17 protein-coding genes are annotated in these 19318 nt (G+C 59.8%); 3 read left to right on the forward strand and 14 right to left on the reverse strand.

Annotated features, from left to right (window positions below):
- Positions 1–12: 12 nt before the first annotated feature.
- Positions 13–1275: a glycerate kinase gene (locus ISN39_RS26615; protein WP_194731110.1), complete on the reverse strand. Its 1263-nt coding sequence runs from the start codon at positions 1273–1275 to the stop codon at positions 13–15.
- A gap of 474 nt (positions 1276–1749) precedes the next feature.
- Positions 1750–2607, reverse strand: a complete 858-nt coding sequence (locus ISN39_RS26620; RefSeq protein WP_194731111.1) for an AraC family transcriptional regulator — start codon at positions 2605–2607, stop codon at positions 1750–1752.
- 149 nt (positions 2608–2756) lie between these two features.
- On the opposite strand from ISN39_RS26620, the gene ISN39_RS26625 reads away from it, so the two are divergent.
- Positions 2757–3659, forward strand: coding sequence for a DMT family transporter (locus ISN39_RS26625; RefSeq protein WP_194731112.1), 903 nt, complete (start codon positions 2757–2759; stop codon positions 3657–3659).
- A gap of 21 nt (positions 3660–3680) precedes the next feature.
- Here the strand turns inward: ISN39_RS26625 and ISN39_RS26630 are convergent, their stop codons facing one another.
- The 3 genes from ISN39_RS26630 to ISN39_RS26640 all read right to left on the reverse strand — a co-directional run bounded on the left by ISN39_RS26630 (position 3681) and on the right by ISN39_RS26640 (position 7221).
- On the reverse strand, positions 3681–5444 hold the full coding sequence (locus ISN39_RS26630; RefSeq protein ID WP_194731113.1) for an adenylate/guanylate cyclase domain-containing protein: 1764 nt from the start codon (positions 5442–5444) through the stop codon (positions 3681–3683).
- Between the two features lie 206 nt (positions 5445–5650).
- A complete protein-coding gene (locus ISN39_RS26635) occupies positions 5651–6598 on the reverse strand; it encodes a pyridoxamine 5'-phosphate oxidase family protein (protein WP_246763439.1) in 948 nt (315 codons plus the stop codon).
- Between the two features lie 11 nt (positions 6599–6609).
- A complete protein-coding gene (locus ISN39_RS26640) occupies positions 6610–7221 on the reverse strand; it encodes a glutathione S-transferase (RefSeq protein ID WP_194731115.1) in 612 nt (203 codons plus the stop codon).
- A gap of 123 nt (positions 7222–7344) precedes the next feature.
- On the opposite strand from ISN39_RS26640, the gene ISN39_RS26645 reads away from it, so the two are divergent.
- Entirely contained in the window at positions 7345–8262 is a 918-nt protein-coding gene (locus ISN39_RS26645) for a LysR family transcriptional regulator (RefSeq protein ID WP_194731116.1), read from the forward strand.
- Between the two features lie 61 nt (positions 8263–8323).
- On the opposite strand, the gene ISN39_RS26650 is transcribed toward ISN39_RS26645, so the two are convergent.
- The 9 genes from ISN39_RS26650 to ISN39_RS26690 all read right to left on the reverse strand — a co-directional run bounded on the left by ISN39_RS26650 (position 8324) and on the right by ISN39_RS26690 (position 18167).
- Positions 8324–9811: a sulfatase gene (locus ISN39_RS26650; protein WP_194731117.1), complete on the reverse strand. Its 1488-nt coding sequence runs from the start codon at positions 9809–9811 to the stop codon at positions 8324–8326.
- 78 nt (positions 9812–9889) lie between these two features.
- Positions 9890–10711 carry an inositol monophosphatase family protein gene (locus ISN39_RS26655; protein WP_194731118.1) on the reverse strand — a complete coding sequence of 274 codons (822 nt, stop codon included), beginning with the start codon at positions 10709–10711 and terminating at the stop codon, positions 9890–9892.
- Complete coding sequence (locus tag ISN39_RS26660; protein ID WP_194731119.1) at positions 10711–11715, reverse strand: LacI family DNA-binding transcriptional regulator; 1005 nt, start codon at positions 11713–11715, stop codon at positions 10711–10713. The genes ISN39_RS26655 and ISN39_RS26660 overlap by 1 nt, the downstream gene beginning before the upstream one ends.
- Complete coding sequence (locus ISN39_RS26665; protein ID WP_194731120.1) at positions 11699–12478, reverse strand: glycerophosphodiester phosphodiesterase; 780 nt, start codon at positions 12476–12478, stop codon at positions 11699–11701. Before ISN39_RS26665 ends, ISN39_RS26660 begins: the two co-directional genes overlap by 17 nt.
- Positions 12478–13533 carry an ABC transporter ATP-binding protein gene (locus ISN39_RS26670; protein ID WP_194731121.1) on the reverse strand — a complete coding sequence of 352 codons (1056 nt, stop codon included), beginning with the start codon at positions 13531–13533 and terminating at the stop codon, positions 12478–12480. Before ISN39_RS26670 ends, ISN39_RS26665 begins: the two co-directional genes overlap by 1 nt.
- Complete coding sequence (locus ISN39_RS26675; RefSeq protein ID WP_074071946.1) at positions 13533–14375, reverse strand: carbohydrate ABC transporter permease; 843 nt, start codon at positions 14373–14375, stop codon at positions 13533–13535. Before ISN39_RS26675 ends, ISN39_RS26670 begins: the two co-directional genes overlap by 1 nt.
- 2 nt (positions 14376–14377) lie before the next feature.
- Positions 14378–15679: a sugar ABC transporter permease gene (locus tag ISN39_RS26680; RefSeq protein ID WP_074071945.1), complete on the reverse strand. Its 1302-nt coding sequence runs from the start codon at positions 15677–15679 to the stop codon at positions 14378–14380.
- Between the two features lie 55 nt (positions 15680–15734).
- A complete protein-coding gene (locus ISN39_RS26685; protein WP_194731122.1) occupies positions 15735–17081 on the reverse strand; it encodes an extracellular solute-binding protein in 1347 nt (448 codons plus the stop codon).
- A gap of 396 nt (positions 17082–17477) precedes the next feature.
- Positions 17478–18167, reverse strand: a complete 690-nt coding sequence (locus ISN39_RS26690) for a TetR/AcrR family transcriptional regulator (protein ID WP_194731123.1) — start codon at positions 18165–18167, stop codon at positions 17478–17480.
- A gap of 143 nt (positions 18168–18310) precedes the next feature.
- Here ISN39_RS26690 and ISN39_RS26695 point away from each other — a divergent pair, with 143 nt between their 5' ends.
- A complete protein-coding gene (locus tag ISN39_RS26695; protein WP_194731124.1) occupies positions 18311–19318 on the forward strand; it encodes an efflux RND transporter periplasmic adaptor subunit in 1008 nt (335 codons plus the stop codon).

The following is a 19318-nucleotide window of genomic DNA, read 5'->3' on the forward strand; positions in this document are numbered from 1 at the left end:
CTGGCTCCGCCATCAACGAATCAAGAATGCCCTGAAATCGTTGACGTTGGTGCCTGTCGGGCCAGTCTCGAAGAGGTCGCCGATAGCCTGGAAGGCCGAATAGCTGTCATTGCCATCAAGCAGGCGGCGGGGATCGAGGCCGCCTTCGCGCAGGCGCCTGACGGTGGTGCCATCGGCAAATGCGCCGGCGTTGTCTTGCGAGCCGTCGATGCCGTCGGTGTCTGCTGCCAGGAGATGGATGTCGTGTCCATCGATTGCGAGTGCGGCGGCAAGCGCAAATTCCCCGTTGCGCCCGCCTCTGCCGCCTTTGGCGCGCAGTGTCACGGTTGTCTCGCCGCCCGAGAGAATGACCACTGGCTTTTCGAACGGTCGGTTGCGGCCAAGAACCTCACGGGCGATTGCCGCGTGCACCAGTGCAGCGTCACGAGATTCGCCCTCGATCGAATCCGACAGGATCACGGGGGTGATGCCATTGGACTTCGCCAGTTGAGCGGCGGCCTCGAGCGACACACCGGCCGAAGCGATGATGTGATGTTCGTGTCCGCCAAAGATCGGATCGTCCGGAAAGGGCGCGTCTGCAGCCGGGGAGCCCAGGTGATCGAGCGCTGCCTTCGGAAGCTGCAGGCCATATTGCCGGACGATCTCGATAGCCTCATACCGGGTGGAACGATCGGGAACGGTGGGACCTGAGGCGACATGCGCGGGATTGTCTCCCGGGATATCCGAGACGATCAGGCTGACGACGCGCGCTTTTGTGGCCGCCGCGAGCCGCCCGCCCTTGATGGTGGATAGATGCTTGCGCACGACGTTCATGGCCGAGATCGGCGCTCCGGAAGCCAGCAGCATTTCATTGAGCGCGATCTCACCTTCAAGCGTCAGGCCTTCGGGCGGCGCCGGCAGAAGCGCCGAGCCACCGCCGCAGATCAGTGCAATCACCAAATCGTCCGCCGTCAGATCTTTTAGCGCTTCGACCAACCGCTTCGATGCGGAAAGACCAGCGGCATCCGGCACCGGATGGGCAGCTTCGATGATGTCGATCTTCTGTGTTTCGCAGCCGTAGCCGTAGCGCGTCACGACCACGCCATCGAGCGCCGCGTCCCAGACGCTTTCAAGCGCGCGAGCCATTTGCGCTGCTCCCTTGCCCGCCCCGATCACCACCGTTCGGCCTTTTGGCTTCGCAGGCAGATGCGCCTTGATACCCGACAGGGGATCGGCGGCACCGACAGCTGCGTGAAACAGGGATGTCAAAAAGGTGCGGGGGGATGAAACAACCACAAGTAAATCTTTCGAATCTGCATTGCCGGACGCGTTAACGCACCGGCATCTCCTCAAGCTGCAGCTTCCAAGAGATTAACAGCTTAGGCAAGGCACGTTTGGCCAGTTTTGTGTATTCGCGCCATCGACGGGGGCCAAGCGGCACGCGAGACTGACCGCCGCGTCCACCGTATGGCAGAGGAGGACTAAGCAGCGACGCGCAATACGGCCTCGCCGTCCGCCACTTAACCGATGATTATTGCTGCGGAATAACCCATCGCAACGATTTTTCCGAGCAAATTCTTTCGTCTGAGCCATGCATGACGCAAGCAGTCCCGAGGTCTGGGGATCCGTGGGCCGAGGGTCCGAAAGACGGTCTTTTGTGGGTTCGACTCCCGCTCTCTTCCGCCGCCGTCGGGCCGATTCCGGAGGCTACCGATAACCGGTAGCAAGTGCTTCATCCGGTGAACGCGTTGGGCACGTTCTTGCGTGCCGTCAGACGCGGATAGCGGACGGGCTCGTGCCGAATTTCGCCTTGAAGCTTGCGGCGAAATGCGCCGGTGTCGAGAATCCGCAGGCGGCTGCGATTTCCGTGATGCTGGCTTTGCCAGCGCGTATGAACTCATAAGCCACCGCAAGCCGCCGCTCATGCACGAAACGGTGCGGCGTCTGGCCCGTGGTCAGTTTGAACATACGGGCGAAATGATAGGAGCTGAGGCCTGCCTCCGCGGCAAGCCGGTCGAGGCTGAGGTCGCCGGCGAGATCGGCATCGATCAATTGTATAATGCGTTTCAAAACGTGGGGTGAAAGCCCGCCCTGGAGGACAAGGCTGCTGGACCGGACTGGACCGTTCTTGCGCAGCACTTCGAGCAAGATGAGATCAGCCGCCTGGGCAAGTAAAAGGCGATTGGCGCTTTCCGACCAGTCGTTGGGCAGGATCGCCCGGTTGATGATGTCCGCAATGAAGCCGTCGGAAAAGAAACTCAGGTCGGGAAGCGTCAACGTCCGACTGTCGCGATCGAAAACCTCGCCGGCCAGCCTCTGAAACCGGCCCTGAGAGATGTAGATGTGACAGAAATAGACGTCTCGGAGTACATGCCAGGCGCTGTCACCATCTGCCGGCAGCAGACAGAGCGCTCCCGACGAGCCTATCCCCGTCTGACCGCTGTCCATGCGGCGCACGGTACCATCGAGATAAAGGCTAACGGTGTGGTGCCCGGGATCGCGATAGGCAAGGCGGCTGTTGGCGAAGTTTCGCCATTGCGCAATCGTCAGGCCGCCGCCGAGATCAACCTGCCGCAGCAGCTTGGCGCCTACACCTTCCAAAGCGGATGAAATCGATCCCGTTTGCATGCTTTCTCATAAGGCCGCGGCGGTATCTCCTGCAACTGGGTGCTGCCGAAGACCGCAAGATTTCGATAGTCGCGCAAGTCTATGATAGCGGCGGGTGGTGCAGCGCCATAGAAGGCGCCGTTCGATGCCTCCGACAGGAAAGACAGCTAATGGCGCCGCTTCTCTTCGTTCTCACCGTCCTTATATGGGGCACCACGTGGTTTGCGATCAAGCTGCAGGTCGGCATCGTGCCCGCGGAGGTTTCGATCCTCTACCGTTTCGCGCTCGCAGCCATTCTGCTGCTTGGATTGCTGGCGCTGCGCCGGCGCCTGCCGCCACCGCCATTGAATCATTGGCTGACAGTCGGCGCTCAGGGCCTTTGCCTGTTCTGTTGCAATTTCCTCTGCTTCTATTATGCCGCCGGCATGCTGCCGAGCGGCATCGTCTCGGTCGTTTTTGCAATGGCAACCTTATTTAACGCGGCGAACGGCTGGCTCCTTCAAGGAAATCGCCCGAGCGCCCGTGTGATGTTGGCAGGCGCCGTTGGCCTCGTCGGCCTGATGCTTCTTTTTGCAGATGAGATGCGCGCGCTCGACACCACGCCTCAGGGCGGACTTGGCCTTTTGCTGGCACTTGCCGGCACCTATTGCTTCTCGCTCGGCAATTTCCTCTCAGCTCGCCATCAAAGTCTGGGGCTCGATCTTTCGTCGACGACGGCCTATGCGATGGTCTGCGGCGTGGCGGCGCTGGGCGCCATTGTACTTGTCCGCGGCCTGCCTCTTACTTTCGATCCATCGCCGGTCTATACGGGCGCGCTGCTCTACCTTGCGATCCCGGGAAGCGTCGTCGGCTTCCTCGCCTATCTGGCGCTCGTTGGCCGATGGGGTCCGGCGCGCGCTTCCTATGCGACAGTGCTGTTTCCGCTCGTCGCCTTGACGGTCTCGACACTCTTCGAAGGCTACGTCTGGACCGCCGAAGCCGTGCTCGGCCTCATCTTCGCGCTTGGCGGCAACGTCATCATGTTCGGCAGGCCCATCAGGCTGCGGCGAGCCGCCCCAGCAAGCCCGACGTGAGTGTTGGATCTGGCAGGCAATTTAAACTGCCTTTGGTGATGTGTCGTCGCGGTTGTTTTCCGCTTTGACGAGGCCTTCGCGAAGGTGTTGAACATCGGATTCCTGAGCGTAGTGCATCGTTGCAAGAAATGACGGTATGTCAAATTGCGGGGCAAGCGCTCTTACTTTCTCCAGATGACCTGTAGCGGCGATTTCATCACCGAGCCAACCGTAGCATGCAGCGACGAAGGCGTGCTGGACGTGATCCATAACTGACAGATGCATAAATGCTTCGATCGCCTCGCCGTACTGATGCGCAGCAAAATGTGATTTTCCGAGGTGGCTCCAAAACCGCTCGGGGTGATGAGGATTGAGCCGCATTGCTTTACGGATCCATTCTATCCCCTCTTCGGGCCGCCCGAGCCACGTCAGCAGCTCGCCTTGCTGAACCACCACCAGGTCATAATTTGGATTGAGGGAAAGCGCGCGCTCCTGGTGATACCGCGCTGTGGTCAAGGCATTATTGTTCACGTTCACCGCTGCCAAAATTCGGTGGACGTCGGCGTCGTTGTCATCCAGCGCCAGCGCCCGATCCAACGCGGCAACGATCTCATCCCACACTGCATCCTTGTCTTCGCACCAGCCGTTGACCCAGGCTTGGCCCAGAATGCACGCCCGCCACGCATGGGCATGGGCATAACCTGCGTCGAGCGCGACGGCCCTGTCTATAAGCAATTGCGCCTGCTGATTGTCCGACACAGTGCCCTTGTGATGCAGTACCTTGGCGGCAAGCGCGCACTCGTATGCGGCCATATTCGCTGGTTTTGTTCGTGTAAGCTGGTCGCGTTGGGCTGCTTCGACGCGACCGGGCAAAGTCGCCACTATCGCGCCCGTTACCTCGTCCTGTATCGCGAATATGTCGTCAAGCTTCCGATCGTATTTGTCCGCCCAAATATGAGCATCGCTGACTGCATCGATGAGCTGGACGGTCACACGCACCCTGTCGCCTATCTTGCGAACACTTCCCTCCACCAAGTACTGAGCCCCAAGCTTTTGCGCGACTTCGCGTACGTTCACGGCGCGGTTTTTATAGACAAAGCTCGAATTGCGCGAAATGACGAACAGCTCGTGACGGCGGGATAGTTCGGTAATGATGTCCTCTGTAAGGCCGTCGGCGAAAAATTCCTGATCGGGGTCGCCGCTCATGTTGATGAATGGCAGCACAACGATAGAAGGTTTCGCAACGGATCGTTTCGCATCCAGGTCATCCAATTGACCGGGCAGGGCGGACGCTTCGAGCCCGACACGAAAGAGATGAACCGGACGGCTTATATTCTTGAGCGTCTTTTCTCCCAAATCCTCGATGGCGACTTCGAGCCGGTCGACAATTTGTGTCGCTACGGCCGCGGTGATGCAGACGCCGCCGACGTCGGCCAATTGCTCGATCCGAGAAGCAATATTCACACCATCACCAAAAATATCCTGCTCGTCAAAAATGATGTCGCCGAGGTTGATCCCGATCCTGAATTCGATCCGCCGATCTTGCGGCACGTCCGAATTACGCCGCTTCATACGCTGCTGGATCTCCACGGCGCACTTTACCGCATCAGAAACGCTTTGGAATTCGACAAGCATGCCGTCACCCGTGGTCTTAATGATGTGACCCTTGTTCTTCGCGATCGCGGGGTCCATCAGTTCGATTCGGTGAGTTTTCAAGCGGGCGAGCGTGCCTGCTTCATCCATCTCCATCAGCCGGCTGTAGCCTGCCATGTCGGCCGCCAGGATCGCGGCTAATCTCTGTTCCATTTCATTTGCCAACATACAAGAATGACATTTTTTCGCGAGAGCGCTAACCCAGAGTCCGATAATCTCCCAGTTTGGGCGCCCGACATTCGATTCTACAGCACGTCGAGGAAATCGACTATCTAAATTAGTTTATGCTTTTATACGTGGGTGCCGCCGAAGATGAGACGGCAATTTGCCGGGTGCGACGCTCTTCCTCTCGGCGACTGCTACCAAGTGCCGGTGGCGAGTGCGAATGGTGACCATTCGGCAAAGTCGTAGCGGATCGGCAGTGCGTCAGCGCGCCACACAACACGGCGTGGACGAAAACGCCAGTAGCGTTCGGCCCCTTCTAGGGGCTTGACGCAAGGGTGATCGAATAACAGCTCGGCCTCGCCGGTCAGTTGCAGGAGATCGCCGGTCGAAAAGTCAAAAAACGCAAGCCCGGCGTACGGCTTGAGCATGATATTGCCAAGTGTGTTGAAAAAGCGGTTGCCAGTGTAATCGGGAATCGTCAGCCACCCGTCTTCGCCGATATGGACAAAGCCCGAACGACCGCCGCGATGCGACACATCGACCTGTCGTGCTCCGGAAACGTCTACATAGGTAGCGACGAAAAAGGTATCCGCCTGCTCCACCAGTGCGCGGGCCGCATCGTCAAGCCAAGAACTTTCACGCGGTGGCACGGAAGAGAGTCGCGCCGGATCGCGAACGAACCGGACCTGCCGAAGCTGGATGTATTTCGGGCAGTTGCCGAAGCTCTGATCGACCAAAACATCGAAGCCGCCCGCATGCCTCTGCAATGTGCCGTTCAAGCGGTTGCGGCGGCGCGTGCCGAGATCGATGCCAAGAAGGGCGAGAGGGGAGCCGTGGTCCATGCCGGTTTCGGCGGGATCGGCAAACTCCCTTTCCAGCTCGACGCAGAGCCTGCGGGAATCCCGCGCATGGAGAAAGCCCGGCCGACCTGAACGAAGAGTGGCCCAGACGTCGCCTTCTCGGTCCACGGCCCCCAAGACCACCATCGGTAGCAGCGGATAAAATTCCCTGTGCTGGTCGATCAGATGATCGCGCACGACGCGGCGCCCGACCTCATCCATTCGCGCTTCGACGCCGAGCCGCGTCTGGAGAGCGATTTCGCCATGATGCCATGGCGACGCAAACAAAGTCGGGCCTTCCACAGCGATACTCCTCAAGCCGCAAGGCCGACTGGGGTCTTCTGGAAGTCGACAAAGCCGGGCAGTGCCTCGACACGGCTTAGCCAGGCGCGGATGTTTGAATAGTTCTTGAGATCCACGTCGCCCTCCGGGGCGCGGGCCACGTAGCTGTAAAGGGCGACATCGGCAATCGTCGCTCGGTCGGCAGCGATCCAGTCCCGGCCTTCCAGCTCAGCCTCTATGAGCACCAGTATGGCATGAGCGCGCGGGATGACTTCTTCCGGGCTATAGGGTGCCTTGAAAACGTTGATAAGCCGCGCCTGCGCCGGACCATGCGCGATCTGACCGGCCGCCACTGATAGCCATCGCTGGACGGCGGCGGCACCTTTGGGGTGCTCGGGAAGCCAGTCGTTCCGTCCTGCCTTCTTCGCAAGATAGACAAGAATGGCATTGGAATCGCAAATAATGGTGCCGTGGTCGTCGAGTACCGGGACCTGGCCGAACGGGTTCAGCTTGAGGAATTCAGCCTGCTTGTGCTCCAGTTTCGCCAGATCGACGAGCACAAGCTCGTGGTCGATGCCAAGCAGGGAGAGAAAGAGTCGCGCACGATGGGCGTGGCCCGACAGCGGATGATAGTAGAGCTTCATGTCAGCCTCCTGAGTCATAAGGTCGGCTGCATGATGATTATTAAGATCAATGATGGTAAGAGTGAAAGAAGGCACTAAACCATTTCACAAGTTGAAATAATAGACTCGGCCAAGGAGAGGTTGATGGACCGGTGGCAGGCGATGCGGGTATTCGTACAGGTGGTGGACAGCGGCGGTTTCGCGCCAGCGGCTAAAGTCCTGCATATGAGCCCTCCATCGGTAACGCGAGCGGTATCCAAACTGGAAAGCTTGATCGGTACACGACTCCTCGTCCGCACGACCCGTTCGCTAAAGCTGACGGCAGCTGGCGAAGGCTATATGACCGACTGTCGACGGATACTCGCGGAAATTGCCGAGGCGGAGGCCAATGCGGCGGGCAGCTTCACGCATCCGGCGGGATTGCTTACCGTGACGGCGCCTGCGCTTTTCGGGCGCATCCACGTGCTTCCCGTGATACTCGATTTTCTCGATCTTTATCCTGCCATGCAGGTCAAAACCGTATTCGTCGATCGCGTCACCAACCTGGTTGAGGAAGGTCTGGACGTTGCCGTGCGTATCGCAGTACTTCCCGCCTCCGGCCTCGTCGCGCGTCGGATCGGGTCTATCCGGCAGGTGCTTTGCGGTTCGCCAGACTATTTCGCCCGTCAGGGCGAGCCAAAAAAGCCGGAGGATCTTGCGGGTCACAGAATTATCGGACGCGACGGCCTTTTTGGCCATTCAGAGTGGCTGTTCGGAAAGGACAGCAGCATTCGCGTGCCCATAAGCGCCAGGCTCATCTGCAACACGAATGACGCAGCGATCGCGGCCGCTGTGGCGGGCTGGGGGCTTTCCCGCTTCCAGTCCTACCAAGTGGCGCCAGAGATACAGGCCGGCCGTCTCAAGGTGATGCTTGCAGAGTACGAGCGCGAGCCGGTCCCAGTTCACATCGTTCACGCGCAAGGGCGCATGGTTTCCGCCCGGGTGCGTGCCTTCGTGGATTTCGCGGCAGAACGCTTGCGGCGCCGCGCGGGCGTGAATGCAGAGCTTTCGAAAAGCAGATGAACGCCAGCGAAAAAAGCACGCCGCGAGATACTCACCAGCGACGTCCGGGCGATGACGTCACTTATAGTTCGAGGCGCTTGAAGGCTTCCGCAGGCGCATCGTTTGATCGCATGAGGGCCTTCATCAACTCAAGCATCCACCGTTCCCGAGCGGGATCCTGAAGGGGCGTCTCCTGCCCGGGATCGATCGCCAGATCATAGAGACGCGTTTGTTTCTCAAGCAATGCTCCAGGTCCATAATTGTCGAACATCGGCGATCTTTCGGTCACCGGCACCCGCAGCAGAGGAACCTCCTTGGTCCACGAAAACGGCTTGGCCAGCGTCGCTCCTGATAGCTCTTCCGGCGTGAATGGCCGCGTTATGTGCGTAGGCATAACCGTATACTGATAGATATCCTGCTTCAGGAGATCGGCTGGAAACCTGTGGTAGGTATAGCGGCCATCGGTTACGTTGACTGCGCCGCCGAAATAGCCAAAGATAACTGCATCCTTGGAATTCGGCTTCAGAAGTGACTGCCCTTCTGTCTCAGGCGGGGCATCTACTCCGAATATATCGAGAAATGTCGGCCCCACGTCGATGGACTGGGTCAGCCGGTCAATCCTTCCCGCAGCAGGCCAGCGCGGATCATGGATGAACAAGGGGATGTGTACGATCTCCTCGTACATGTTCATACGGTTCTTGGCCCAAAAATCGTGTTCCCCGAGAAGGAACCCGTGATCGGTTGTGACGATGAGCGCGGTGTCTTTCCACATATCGTGCGCATCGAAGTAATCGAGCAGCTGGCCGAGCAGAAAATCGCATAGCGACACGATCGCGTAATAGTTCGCTCTGAGTTCATCAGCTTCTTCCGGCAGTTCCTCAACCCGTCCATAGCGGGGCCAATCACGGATGGGCCCGTTCCATCCGGTTTTGAAAGGTTCCTTGAAGCGCTCCGGCGCGAAGAAGGGTTCGTGCGGATCGAATGTTTCGATCTGCAGTAGCCAGTCATCAGCCTCGCGATTGAGATCGAGAAACTCCAAACCATGCGCAAAGCACTGTACAGAGGGAAAGTCCTTTTCTTGCCTGATAAATTCTCGATTGATCATGTATGGCCCGTACTTGCTGATCGGGCCGCTGCCGGTCTGTGCTTGGTGATATTTTTCCCGAAGACGCTCCCAATGAGGCTGCACCATTGCCTTCCACGGATCCGACTCCTGACCTCGCACGAACTCGAAGGTCGAATACCGATTGTGATAGGTCGCGCCGCCGTCTTCCCAATAATGGTAGTGATCGGTGATCAGGTGGCTATGCACGCCCTTCTGCTTGAGAAGCTCTGGAAAGGCATTGTCAAATGGTTCGAGTGGGCCCCAACTGCGATGCAGAAAAGTCAGACGTCCTGTCAGGAGATCCCGTCGTGCCGGCATGCAGGGCAGCGAGCCCACATAATGCTTGTCATAAACCATCGAGCGCCCGGCAAGGCGGTCAAAGTTCGGCGTTGGTATTCGAGATCCGCCGTAGCAGCCGAGCATGTGGCGATTGAGGGAATCGAAGAGAACAAAGACGGTTTTCATTGGCAATCTCCTCTTACGCGGTTGCTCGTGACGACAAGCGCAGCCCGCCCCGCCTGGGCGTTGCGCATGGCAGTCTGGTTAGTCCGTCATCGGCGCCAAACCCTCGATCTCCATGATGAATTCGAATTCCCGGGCAAGCCCCGGCGAATAGGCGACGACCGGGCCGCCTTCGAACAGAAGAGCCGGTAACGCGGGCATGGCGACTTTCGCGCCCGCTTCGCAAGCGATCAGTGCGCCTGCGAGCATATCCCATGCGTTCAGATGCCGCTCGTAATAGAGATCGGCCGCACCCTCGGCGACACGTAGGAGGTCGATCGCGGCCGCGCCCATGCGGCGGTAGTCCATTCCGCGCTCATGTAGGCGCCGGGAGATGGCAAGGTGCTCGTCGAAGCTCGTTTTGCGCGAATGGCCGAGGATGCAGATGGCATTGGCCGGATCGCTCGTCGCTGCAGCACGAATGGGTGTCCCCTCGCGAAACGCGCCGCTGCCACGGATTGCCGAGACGACAGAATCCTTGGCGGCATCGTAAACGACGCCGATCTCCAGGCGGCCTTCGGCGCAAAATGCGATCGATACGCCCCAGTGGCGGAAGCCTCTAATGTAGTTCGTTGTACCGTCGATCGGATCGACTACCCAGGTTCCAGCGCGGCCGGCTCCGCCGCCGCTTTCCTCACCCACAAAGGTGTCTTGCGGGAACAGCCCAAGCAGCCCGTCGCGAATGGCCCGCTCGGCATTGCGGTCGGCGACGGTCACGAAATCCTGCAGGCCCTTGTTTTCGACCTTCAATCCCGAACCCATTTCCGCGCGGAAGCGGGCCGCCTCGCGGCCGACATGACGTGCGATCTCTATCGCAGCCGCAGCGCGGGCCTCAAGGGCGGAGAGATCGAATGCGGAACTCATCAGGCAGTCCTTCTCTTGATCAACGAAACGGGTGTGAATTCTACGCGCGCCGTCATATCCGGCTTAGCCATCCGGCTCATCAGCAGGCCGATCGCCTGGTCGGCCTGAAGGTCGCACGGCTGGCGGATGGTTGTGAGCTCATAGGCAGACCAGCTTGCCTGGGGAATATCGTCATGGCCGATCACGCGCATGGCGGGTACGTCTTGGCGGCTGCGGCCCGACATCAGACGGTCGATCACGCCGCAGGCCATGTAGTCGTTGGCGCAGAAGGCGCCGTCGATTCCCAAGGAGATGAGCCCGGATGCCGCGTCGAAGCCGCTTCGATAGTCGTTTAGGGCGACGGTGAAGAGCTGCGCCTCGAGGCCGCGCTGGCGGCAGCGGGAAAGGAAGGCCTCGCTGCGGCGGCGTGCCGTGTAGGAGACGGAGGACGCGGCAATTGCGGCGAGACGCCTGGCGCCTTTATCGACCAGGTGATCGGCGGCCAGATTTCCGGCGGTGTGGTCATCGGAAATGATGCGGTCGACAAAGGGAATCTCGTCGCCCTTGTTGATCAGCACGATCGGCACGCCCTCGGCGGCGCACTGCTCGCAGATTTCCGTCGGCGGCGCGTCCGATGTCACGATTACGCCGGAGACGGCATAATGCAGAAGCTGGCCGATGACGGTCGAGGTATCCGCCTCCTTGGAGGTCGGCAACAGAATCGGACGGAAATTGCGGAAAATGAGCGTGCGCGCCAGATGCTCGATCTGAAGCGTGCGGAATGGGTTGTCCAGCCCGGCGGCGACGACGCCGACGAGATCGGAGCGCTTGTTCGTCAGGCTCCGCGCGAGGTAGTTGACGCGGTAGCCGAGCTCCTTGGCCGCTTGATAGACCTTTTCGCGGGTCTTCGCCGAAACGCTCGCATCCGGCGTGAATGCGCGCGATACGGCCGCGCGCGAGACGCCCGCAACACGCGCCACGTCGAAGGACGTTACTCTGCGCGGTCCTTTATCCTTGTCTGCCAAACGCTCTTTCCCCACCCGGCACGGTGCGCATCATATCCGGCAGATCCGTGCAGATACCCAGCACCGGCAGCTTCATGATCTCATCGAGGATCGGCCGTCTTTCCTCATGCCACAAAACGATCTCGCGGCCTGTTGCGAAGGCGCGCTCCATCAGTGCCGGGGTGACCAGATCCTGCGGCCGCTCGCCGGCGCGCTCCCAGCAAAGATGCAAGATATCGGCATCCGCCTCGTCGCCGATCACGTGCGGATTATCGCCGACGCGAACAAGCACAGACAGCGGAAAGTCGCAACCGGCCTCGCGAAGCTCGCGGACCTGTGCGATGTCGAAGGAGCCGAGGCAGGCGAAGCGCTGGCCCTTTTCGAGCAGTTGCTGCCAGCAAGGGAGGCCGCTTCCCGGTGCTTTCAGCTCAATATAGAGCCCGGTTCCGGTCGCGCGGCCAAGGGCGGCGACCGCCTCGAAGGTCGGGACGTCGACGCCGTCCAGCGCGGCAAGCTCGGTTGCGATCATCTCCGAAATACGCTTGTCCACGCCGAAGACGCGCTCGAGATGGTCGTCATGGGAAACGACGACTACGCCGTCCTTGGTCAACTGCGTGTCGAGCTCCCACATTTCTGCCCCGAGGTCCGCCGCCAGACGGAAGGCGGCGAGCGTATTTTCGCGGGCATGCCCGCTTGCGCCACGATGGCCGATGCAGAGAGGCAGCCGGCCCTTGCCGGCGGGCCAGCCATAGCGCTCGAAGAAGGCTGAGAAATCGCGTTGCATCAGAGCCTCCGTCCGTCTTCGTCGAAAATGAGCACGTTGCGGCTGTCGATTGCCCAGGTGACCTCGTCGCCGATCTTGATGTCGTGGCGGACCGGCTGGATGGAGCGCAGCAGTGGTCCCCCGGCAAGCCGCACGTCATAAAGATTTTCACGGCCCTGCGTTTCGGCGAAGTTCACGACGCCTGTGACCGGCACGTCGCCGGTTGGATTGTAGTGCTCCGGCCGCACGCCGAGTATCAGCTTGGCGCCATCCGAGGCGTCCACGCAAGCGGGGAGTGGAACTTTGATCTCGCTGCCTGGAATGGAGAAGACACCCTTTGCCGCCACGCCGTGCAGGAAGGTGATCGGCGGGTTTCCCAGGAAGCCGGCAACGAAGGCGGTGCGCGGGTCGTTATACATCTCTGCCGGTGTTGCAATCTGTATGATCTCACCTTCCTTCATGATGGCGATGCGGTCGCACATGCTCATGGCTTCCACCTGGTCGTGGGTGACCAGGATCGCGGTGATGCCCGTCTCGCGCTGGATGCGACGGATTTCCGAGCGCATCTCCAGCCGGAGCTTTGCGTCGAGATTGGCGAGCGGCTCGTCGAGAAGCAGGACGTCCGGTTTGCGGATCAGCGCGCGGGCGAGCGCCACGCGCTGCTGCTGCCCGCCGGAAAGCTCAGAGGGGCGGCGGCCCATCAGGTTGCCGATCTGCACGAGAGCAGCGATGCGGTCGACCTCCTTGCGGATGTCGGCTGAGGGCATTGCCTTGACCCTCAGCGGAAAGCCGATGTTTTCGGCAACCGTCATGTGCGGATAGAGCGCGTAGGACTGAAACACGACGCCGATATTGCGCACCTGGCTCGGAAGATCGGTAACATCGCGGTCGCCGAACAGGATGCGGCCCCCGGTCGGGCGATGGATGCCGCAGATGGCAAAGAGCGTCGTCGACTTGCCGCAGCCTGACGGACCGAGCAGGGCTAGCATCTCGCCGTGAGCCACTTCCAGGTTCATGTTCTCGATGACCTTGGTGGCGCCGAAGCTCTTCGAGAAATTGTCGAGGAGGATACGCATCAGCCTTTGCTCCCGCCGCCATAGATATTCATGAGATATTTGTGGAAGAATCCGTAAAGCAGCAGCACCGGGATCACGTAGAACACGCCTACCGCCTTGAAGGTGCCGAAGTCGAAATTGTTGTCATCGGCGATCAGCCCCGAAAGGTAGACCGAGAGCACCTGTACCTGACCGCCTGGGGCCAATACCTGCGGCAGGATGAATTCTCCCCAGCCCGAAAGGAAGGAGAAGAGCGCCAGCGCCATGATCGCCGGACGCACCTGCGGCAGCACGAGACTGCGCCAGACCCGGAAGCGCGAGGCGCCGTCGACGACACCGGCCATTTCTATCTCCCAGGGCACGCTGTCGTAGAAGCCTTTCATCAGCCATATGCCGAGTGGCAGGTCGATCGCGGCCTTCACAAGGATGACGCCGATCAGTGAATTATAGAGGCCGACCATCTGCAGTACGATGAAGATCGCGATGATGAGTGTGACCGACGGGAAGGCGTGCAGCACCATGACGCCGGCAAGGAAGAAGCCGCGGGCAGGCACGTTCAACCGCGACAGCACATAGCCCGCCATGGAAGAGACAAGGAGTACGACGGCCGTCGTACTCGCCGTGAAGATCAGCGTGTTCAGCGTCACCAGCCAGATGTTCGGCCTTCCAGGCGGCGTCTGCCAAAGGAATGTCCAGTGCCGCAGGGTAAGCGTATCCGGCATCAGCGCCGCCGGTTGCTTGTCGGTGATCGTATCGATGAAGAGATAGGCATACATCAGCACCAGCGGCAGGCTGACGATGGCGAGCGCCAGAACGACCGGCCAGGTGCGGTAGTTCGCCGAGGGCTGCGATTTCTCCGCCATGATCAATCCTCGATGAGCGGCCGCGCAACCAGCGTGGCGTAATTGAAGACGCGCAGATAGGCGAGCGACAGGATGATGCCGATAATCACGAGGACCAGCGCCATAGCGGCGCCAAGGCCATATTCCAGATTGCCGGCATAGTTATTGAGCGCCGTGTGATAGGCGGCAAGCGACCAGACTTCGGTCGCCTTGCCCGGCCCGCCGCGGGTCGAAAGGAGGATTTCGTTGAAGGAGGCAAGCAGCGACAGCGTCTGGTAGCAGGTGACGAACAGGATCGGCCAGCGCATCTGCGGCAGGATGATGTAGCGGATCTGCTGCCAGCGGCTGGCGCCGTCCACCTCGCTTGCGAAGAACTGGCTCTTCGGGATCGCCTTCAGCGCCGAGGAAAAGACCAGCATGCCCATCGAGGCGCCGATGAAGCCGTTGATCAGCACCACGAAGAGCCAAGCGTTATAAGCGTTGTCGAGAAGATAGTTCTTCGGCGAGTAGCCGAACTTGCCCATGAAGGTGGAGATGAAGCCGGTATCCCAGGCGAGCCATTTCCACATCAGCACATAGATAACGACGGGCGTGATGCGCGGCAGGAGCCAGACGGAGCGAAAAATCGTTGCCTGCGTGTTCGGCATGTAGTGAGTCCAGATCGCCAGGAGCATGGCGTAGCTCGTGTTGAAGAGCACGAGCACAAGGGCGACGTAGAGCAATGTGTTGAAAAGGATCTGCGCCATGTCCGGTGACGAGGCGATGCGCGAGAAGTTCTCCGTCGTCCAGCTCCAGCCGGTATAGGTCGCGCTGGCGAGGCCTTCCTTCTGTTCCGACGTCATCTTGAAGCCGAACTTGTCGAGCGAGGCGAAAAGGTCCTCCTTGCTCGAGAAACGCAGATTGGCAACGGAGCGGTTGAACTGCTCTGAGATTTGCTTGACGTCCCGGGTCGACGGCCGGTCGTTAAGATCCTTGATCATGCGCTCGGCTTCGCGGCGCGAGGAGAAGACCTCACCGAGATGTTTTTCGCGCAGCTCCGTGGCGATGCCAGGCCCAAGCGCAAGGCCCTCGACGCCTTTGATACCCTCCTCGTCGATCGCGTAGCGCGGCTCGGTAAGCTGCTGCACGACCTCCGGCATCTCGTCCTTGAGCGCGATGAGCGAATTTGGGGCGATCTGGTAGGCGCCGCCCGAAATGCCCGTGGCGGTCGTCATGTTCGTGAAGGAAAAGACGGCGGTTAGCACTACCGGCATCAAGAAGAACAGCACAATCATGATCGCGGCCGGCGCGATCATTATGAGCCCGAGCGTTCTGGACGATCTCATGAAAGCCTCCGCAAAATGTCCGGGCGGATGAGGCCGCCCGGAGGCTTGCCTGCGCTTAGCGGATGATGATTTTGTCGCCGAGCGTGTTTTTCAGCTCGCCTTCTACGTCGTTGACGGCAGCATCGACGCTCTTGGCGCCTGTCCAGGAGGCCTCGAGGCCCTTCCACATGATGTTCCAGTAGGTGCCGAAATCGGCATTGTTGGGCATCGCGTTGGCGTAGGGCAGAAGCCGCTCGGTGGCTTCGCGCGTCCAGCGGTCGGAGGAGTAGAGCTCGATCTCGGTTTCCGACTTCGAAATGCCGAGATGAGCGGACTTGACCGCATGCAGCACATTGATGCGCGGCTCGGAGGCGATCTTGATCAACTGGGCGGCAATCTCGGTGTCGTCCTTGTCGTGGCCCGAGGTCAGAAGATAGACGAGCGGATGCGTCAGCGTGTTGGCTTTGCCGCCTTCGCCGGCCGGGATCAGCGTGAAGATGACGTTGCCGAAAAAGTCCTTCAAGCCTTCCTGGTTGACGTAGCGGGCATAATGCCAGGTGCCGCCGTGCCAGATCCCGGCCTTGCCGGAAGCCACTTCCTTCCACCACTGGTCGGCCGGCATCCCGATATGGTTCTTCTTGGTGACGCCGTCTTTTACAGCGTCGGCGAAGAATTGGTACGCGCGCTGCATCGCAGCTTTGTCGAAGACCAGCTTGCCGTCTTCTTCCATCGTCCCGCCGAAGCTCGTGTAAAACTGCCAGAAATCCGGACCGTTGGTGTAGCGCGGGTAGAAGCCATAGCCTGGCTGCACGAGGCCCTTGTCCTGCATCTTCTTGGCGTCTTCCAGCAGGTTCTTCATCGTGTAGCTGCCGTCCTGGACCTTCTGCGGCAGAGCGTCGAGATCAGCATCGTTATAGCCGATCGCCTTCATGTGAGGCTTCCAGAAGAACATCGGGCGGGACTCGGCGTCCTGCGGGATGCCGTAGACCGTGCCGCTGAAGGAGGCAATGTCCATTAGGTTTTCATAGATGTTGTTAAGCGGCCAGGAATCGAGGTCGACATAGTCCTCAATCGGCACGATCAAGCCGGACTGTGCCCAGGGGCCAATGTCCTCGTGGCCGGTGACGACGATGTTCGGAGCGGTTTTCGCCTCGGCGGCAAGCGTCATCGCCTGCTTGAAGTCCTCCCAGCCGCTATAGGCCTTTTTCTCGACCTTGATCTTGAGGTCTTCGCCCTTGATAGCGGCTTCCCGCTGAAGCTGCTCGGCTGCAATATCGATTGCGTCGAGGCGATAGACGTCGTTTGGGCCTGTGCCGCCGGCCCAGACCGTAACGGTCAGATCCTTGGCAAAGGACAGGGCGGTCGTCGAGGCTAGGATGGCGGCCGCGACGGTCATGCACTTCAGTGTCGGCAGAATAGTCATCTCTTCATCTCCCCAGAGATTGGTGCGAGCCTCTTGGCGGGCCATCACCATTGCTGACGGCCGGCCCGGAGATCCCATGAAAAGCGCGAACGGTTTCCGCTCTAGGGGATCTGCGTAACGACCGCGTGACAAAATTGAGCACGTGTGCAAAATTATTATGACTCGGCGGGAAAACATTGCAAGCGACGTTTCGCAGCGCGCCGAATCCGGCTTCGAAACACCGTTCGAATGCGAATGGAACGCTATTCGCTGGGGATCGGTCACATGCCGTTTGCTAGTTCAGCCGGCCCCAAGCCGGATTCCAGCGAGGAGAACAGAATCGCGCTGCGGATATTCCAACCATCCGGTCGGTCGCTTAAATCTCATCCGGCAGAGGTTTGCGCAACGGTTCCTATTTTATTGAGAGTCATCAAGCAAAGCTCGGACAAAGCTCGTTTCAGTTACTTCGATCGTTCCCTCGGGCAACTTCAGGATGCGATCGATGGCAGTACCATAGAGCCTGAGGCGATCGTCGAGCATCTTCACGGCCTGCTCGATATTGCCCTCGCGGCTCCTTATCAGGGCCTCGTGCATCACGCTGCTGAGGGAAAGCCGAAAGAGAAGAAGCATCTCTGCGAACGCTTCGGGGTCTGGCGCATCGAAGAGACCCTCCTCTGTTCCCTCTCGGAGAACATCGGCCAAAAGCGGGACCACGATGCGGGTCACAGCCTGATCGATGCGGTGGAACAGCACGATGTTTTCCGGGCGGAAAATGACATCGAATACTGTTCGCAGTTGCGGGGCAAGCTCGACCTTGAGGCGCCGCGATCCGGCGAACAAGGTGTTCAGCCGTCCCACGGCGTCGAGCGTAGGATCGTCGAGGAGCGGTCGAATCTCTTCAAGGCTTTCGCGGGCAAGGCGGGCAGCGAATGCTTCAAGCAGCGCCTCCTTGGAAGGAAAATAGTGATAGAAGGCACCCTTCGACACGCCTGCTTCGCGAATGATGTCGTTAATCGTGGTATGATTGTAGCCATGAGCGAAGAAGAGCCGCTGAGCGCAATCCAACAATTCGCCCGAGCGGATTTCTGGGTGTTTTTTGACACGCATAGCGGCGCTCGTTTCTTTCGTATATTCCCCTGACTAGCGGAGCGGAATTCGATGCTGCGGCCGAATTCTTCAGCTGTATTCATAGACCGACGGTCGGTCTAATGCTATAGGGTCGGCAACAGCAGCAGTTCAAGGCAGATGGCGTGAAACCGTTCCGCTTGCTTTCCGTTGTCGTCGCCCTCTCCGTGGCAGGCGGTTTGGCTGCTTGGTACGTCTGGCGCCCCATCCCCGTATCGGTCGTCGTCCCCGCGCGTGGTAGTGCTGCCGAAATCGTCTATGCCAGTGGCGTTGTCGAACCTCTCACTTGGGCAAAAGTCACGCCGCTGGTGCGCGAACGGATCGTCGAGCAATGCAACTGCGAAGGTGCAGCCGTAAAAAAGGGCGACATACTTGCTCGCCTCGATGATAGCGAGGCGAGGGCGGCCCTTGCCGAACTCGAGGCGCGGCTCGCGCTGGCGGAGCAGGAATTTCGGCGCTACAATTTGATGCTGGAGAAAAACACCGCAGCCCAGCAGTCAGTCGACCGGGCAAGCAGTGAGGTGGAGCAGCTCAAGGCGCTGGCCGCCGGCCAAAGGGCGCGCCTTGACAGCTATATCATTCGCGCTCCGATCGATGGTGTCGTGCTTCGCCAGGACGGCGAGGTGGGCGAGGTCGCAGATCTAGGAACGGCGCTCTTCTGGGTCGGGGAACAAAAACCGCTGCTCGTGGTCGCCGATGTCAACGAGGAGGATATTCCGCGGCTCCGGCTGGGGCAGAAGGCCCTGCTCAAATCGGATGCCTTCAAGGATCAGACCCTCGATGCAACCGTCAGCAGCATAACGCCGAAGGGCGATCCGGTGACGAAGACTTATCGCGTGAAGCTGCGTCTTCCCGACGACACGCCGCTGATGATCGGTATGTCGACCGATGTGAACGTCATCGTCCACGTCTCGGAAAACGCATTGCTGGTCCCCACCGTTGCGATGCAGACTGAGAAGGTCTTCACCGTCGAAGGAAACTCTGCCCGGCTACGTGAGATCAAAACCGGTATCCGCGGCCCGAGTGGCATCGAGATTAGGTCCGGTCTGGATGAAAAGGCGCGGGTGATTTCACCGTTTCCGCAAGATCTGAAGGATGGGGCCTGGGTCAAGATAACCGGTGCTGCGAAGTGA

Origin of the sequence: Rhizobium sp. 007, assembly GCF_015353075.1 — a bacterium.
Lineage (GTDB): Bacteria > Pseudomonadota > Alphaproteobacteria > Rhizobiales > Rhizobiaceae > Rhizobium.

Bases quoted from the DNA above. Each gene is read 5' to 3' on its own strand.
- ISN39_RS26620 (WP_194731111.1), bottom strand. From the start codon at position 2,607: ATGCAAACGGGATCGATTTCATCCGCTTTGGAAGGTGTAGGCGCCAAG.
- ISN39_RS26625 (WP_194731112.1), top strand. From the start codon at position 2,757: ATGGCGCCGCTTCTCTTCGTTCTCACCGTCCTTATATGGGGCACCACG.
- ISN39_RS26630 (WP_194731113.1), bottom strand. From the start codon at position 5,444: ATGGAACAGAGATTAGCCGCGATCCTGGCGGCCGACATGGCAGGCTAC.
- ISN39_RS26640 (WP_194731115.1), bottom strand. From the start codon at position 7,221: ATGAAGCTCTACTATCATCCGCTGTCGGGCCACGCCCATCGTGCGCGA.
- ISN39_RS26645 (WP_194731116.1), top strand. From the start codon at position 7,345: ATGGACCGGTGGCAGGCGATGCGGGTATTCGTACAGGTGGTGGACAGC.
- ISN39_RS26650 (WP_194731117.1), bottom strand. From the start codon at position 9,811: ATGAAAACCGTCTTTGTTCTCTTCGATTCCCTCAATCGCCACATGCTC.
- ISN39_RS26655 (WP_194731118.1), bottom strand. From the start codon at position 10,711: ATGAGTTCCGCATTCGATCTCTCCGCCCTTGAGGCCCGCGCTGCGGCT.
- ISN39_RS26665 (WP_194731120.1), bottom strand. From the start codon at position 12,478: ATGCAACGCGATTTCTCAGCCTTCTTCGAGCGCTATGGCTGGCCCGCC.
- ISN39_RS26670 (WP_194731121.1), bottom strand. From the start codon at position 13,533: ATGCGTATCCTCCTCGACAATTTCTCGAAGAGCTTCGGCGCCACCAAG.
- ISN39_RS26675 (WP_074071946.1), bottom strand. From the start codon at position 14,375: ATGGCGGAGAAATCGCAGCCCTCGGCGAACTACCGCACCTGGCCGGTC.
- ISN39_RS26680 (WP_074071945.1), bottom strand. From the start codon at position 15,679: ATGAGATCGTCCAGAACGCTCGGGCTCATAATGATCGCGCCGGCCGCG.
- ISN39_RS26685 (WP_194731122.1), bottom strand. From the start codon at position 17,081: ATGACTATTCTGCCGACACTGAAGTGCATGACCGTCGCGGCCGCCATC.
- ISN39_RS26690 (WP_194731123.1), bottom strand. From the start codon at position 18,167: ATGCGTGTCAAAAAACACCCAGAAATCCGCTCGGGCGAATTGTTGGAT.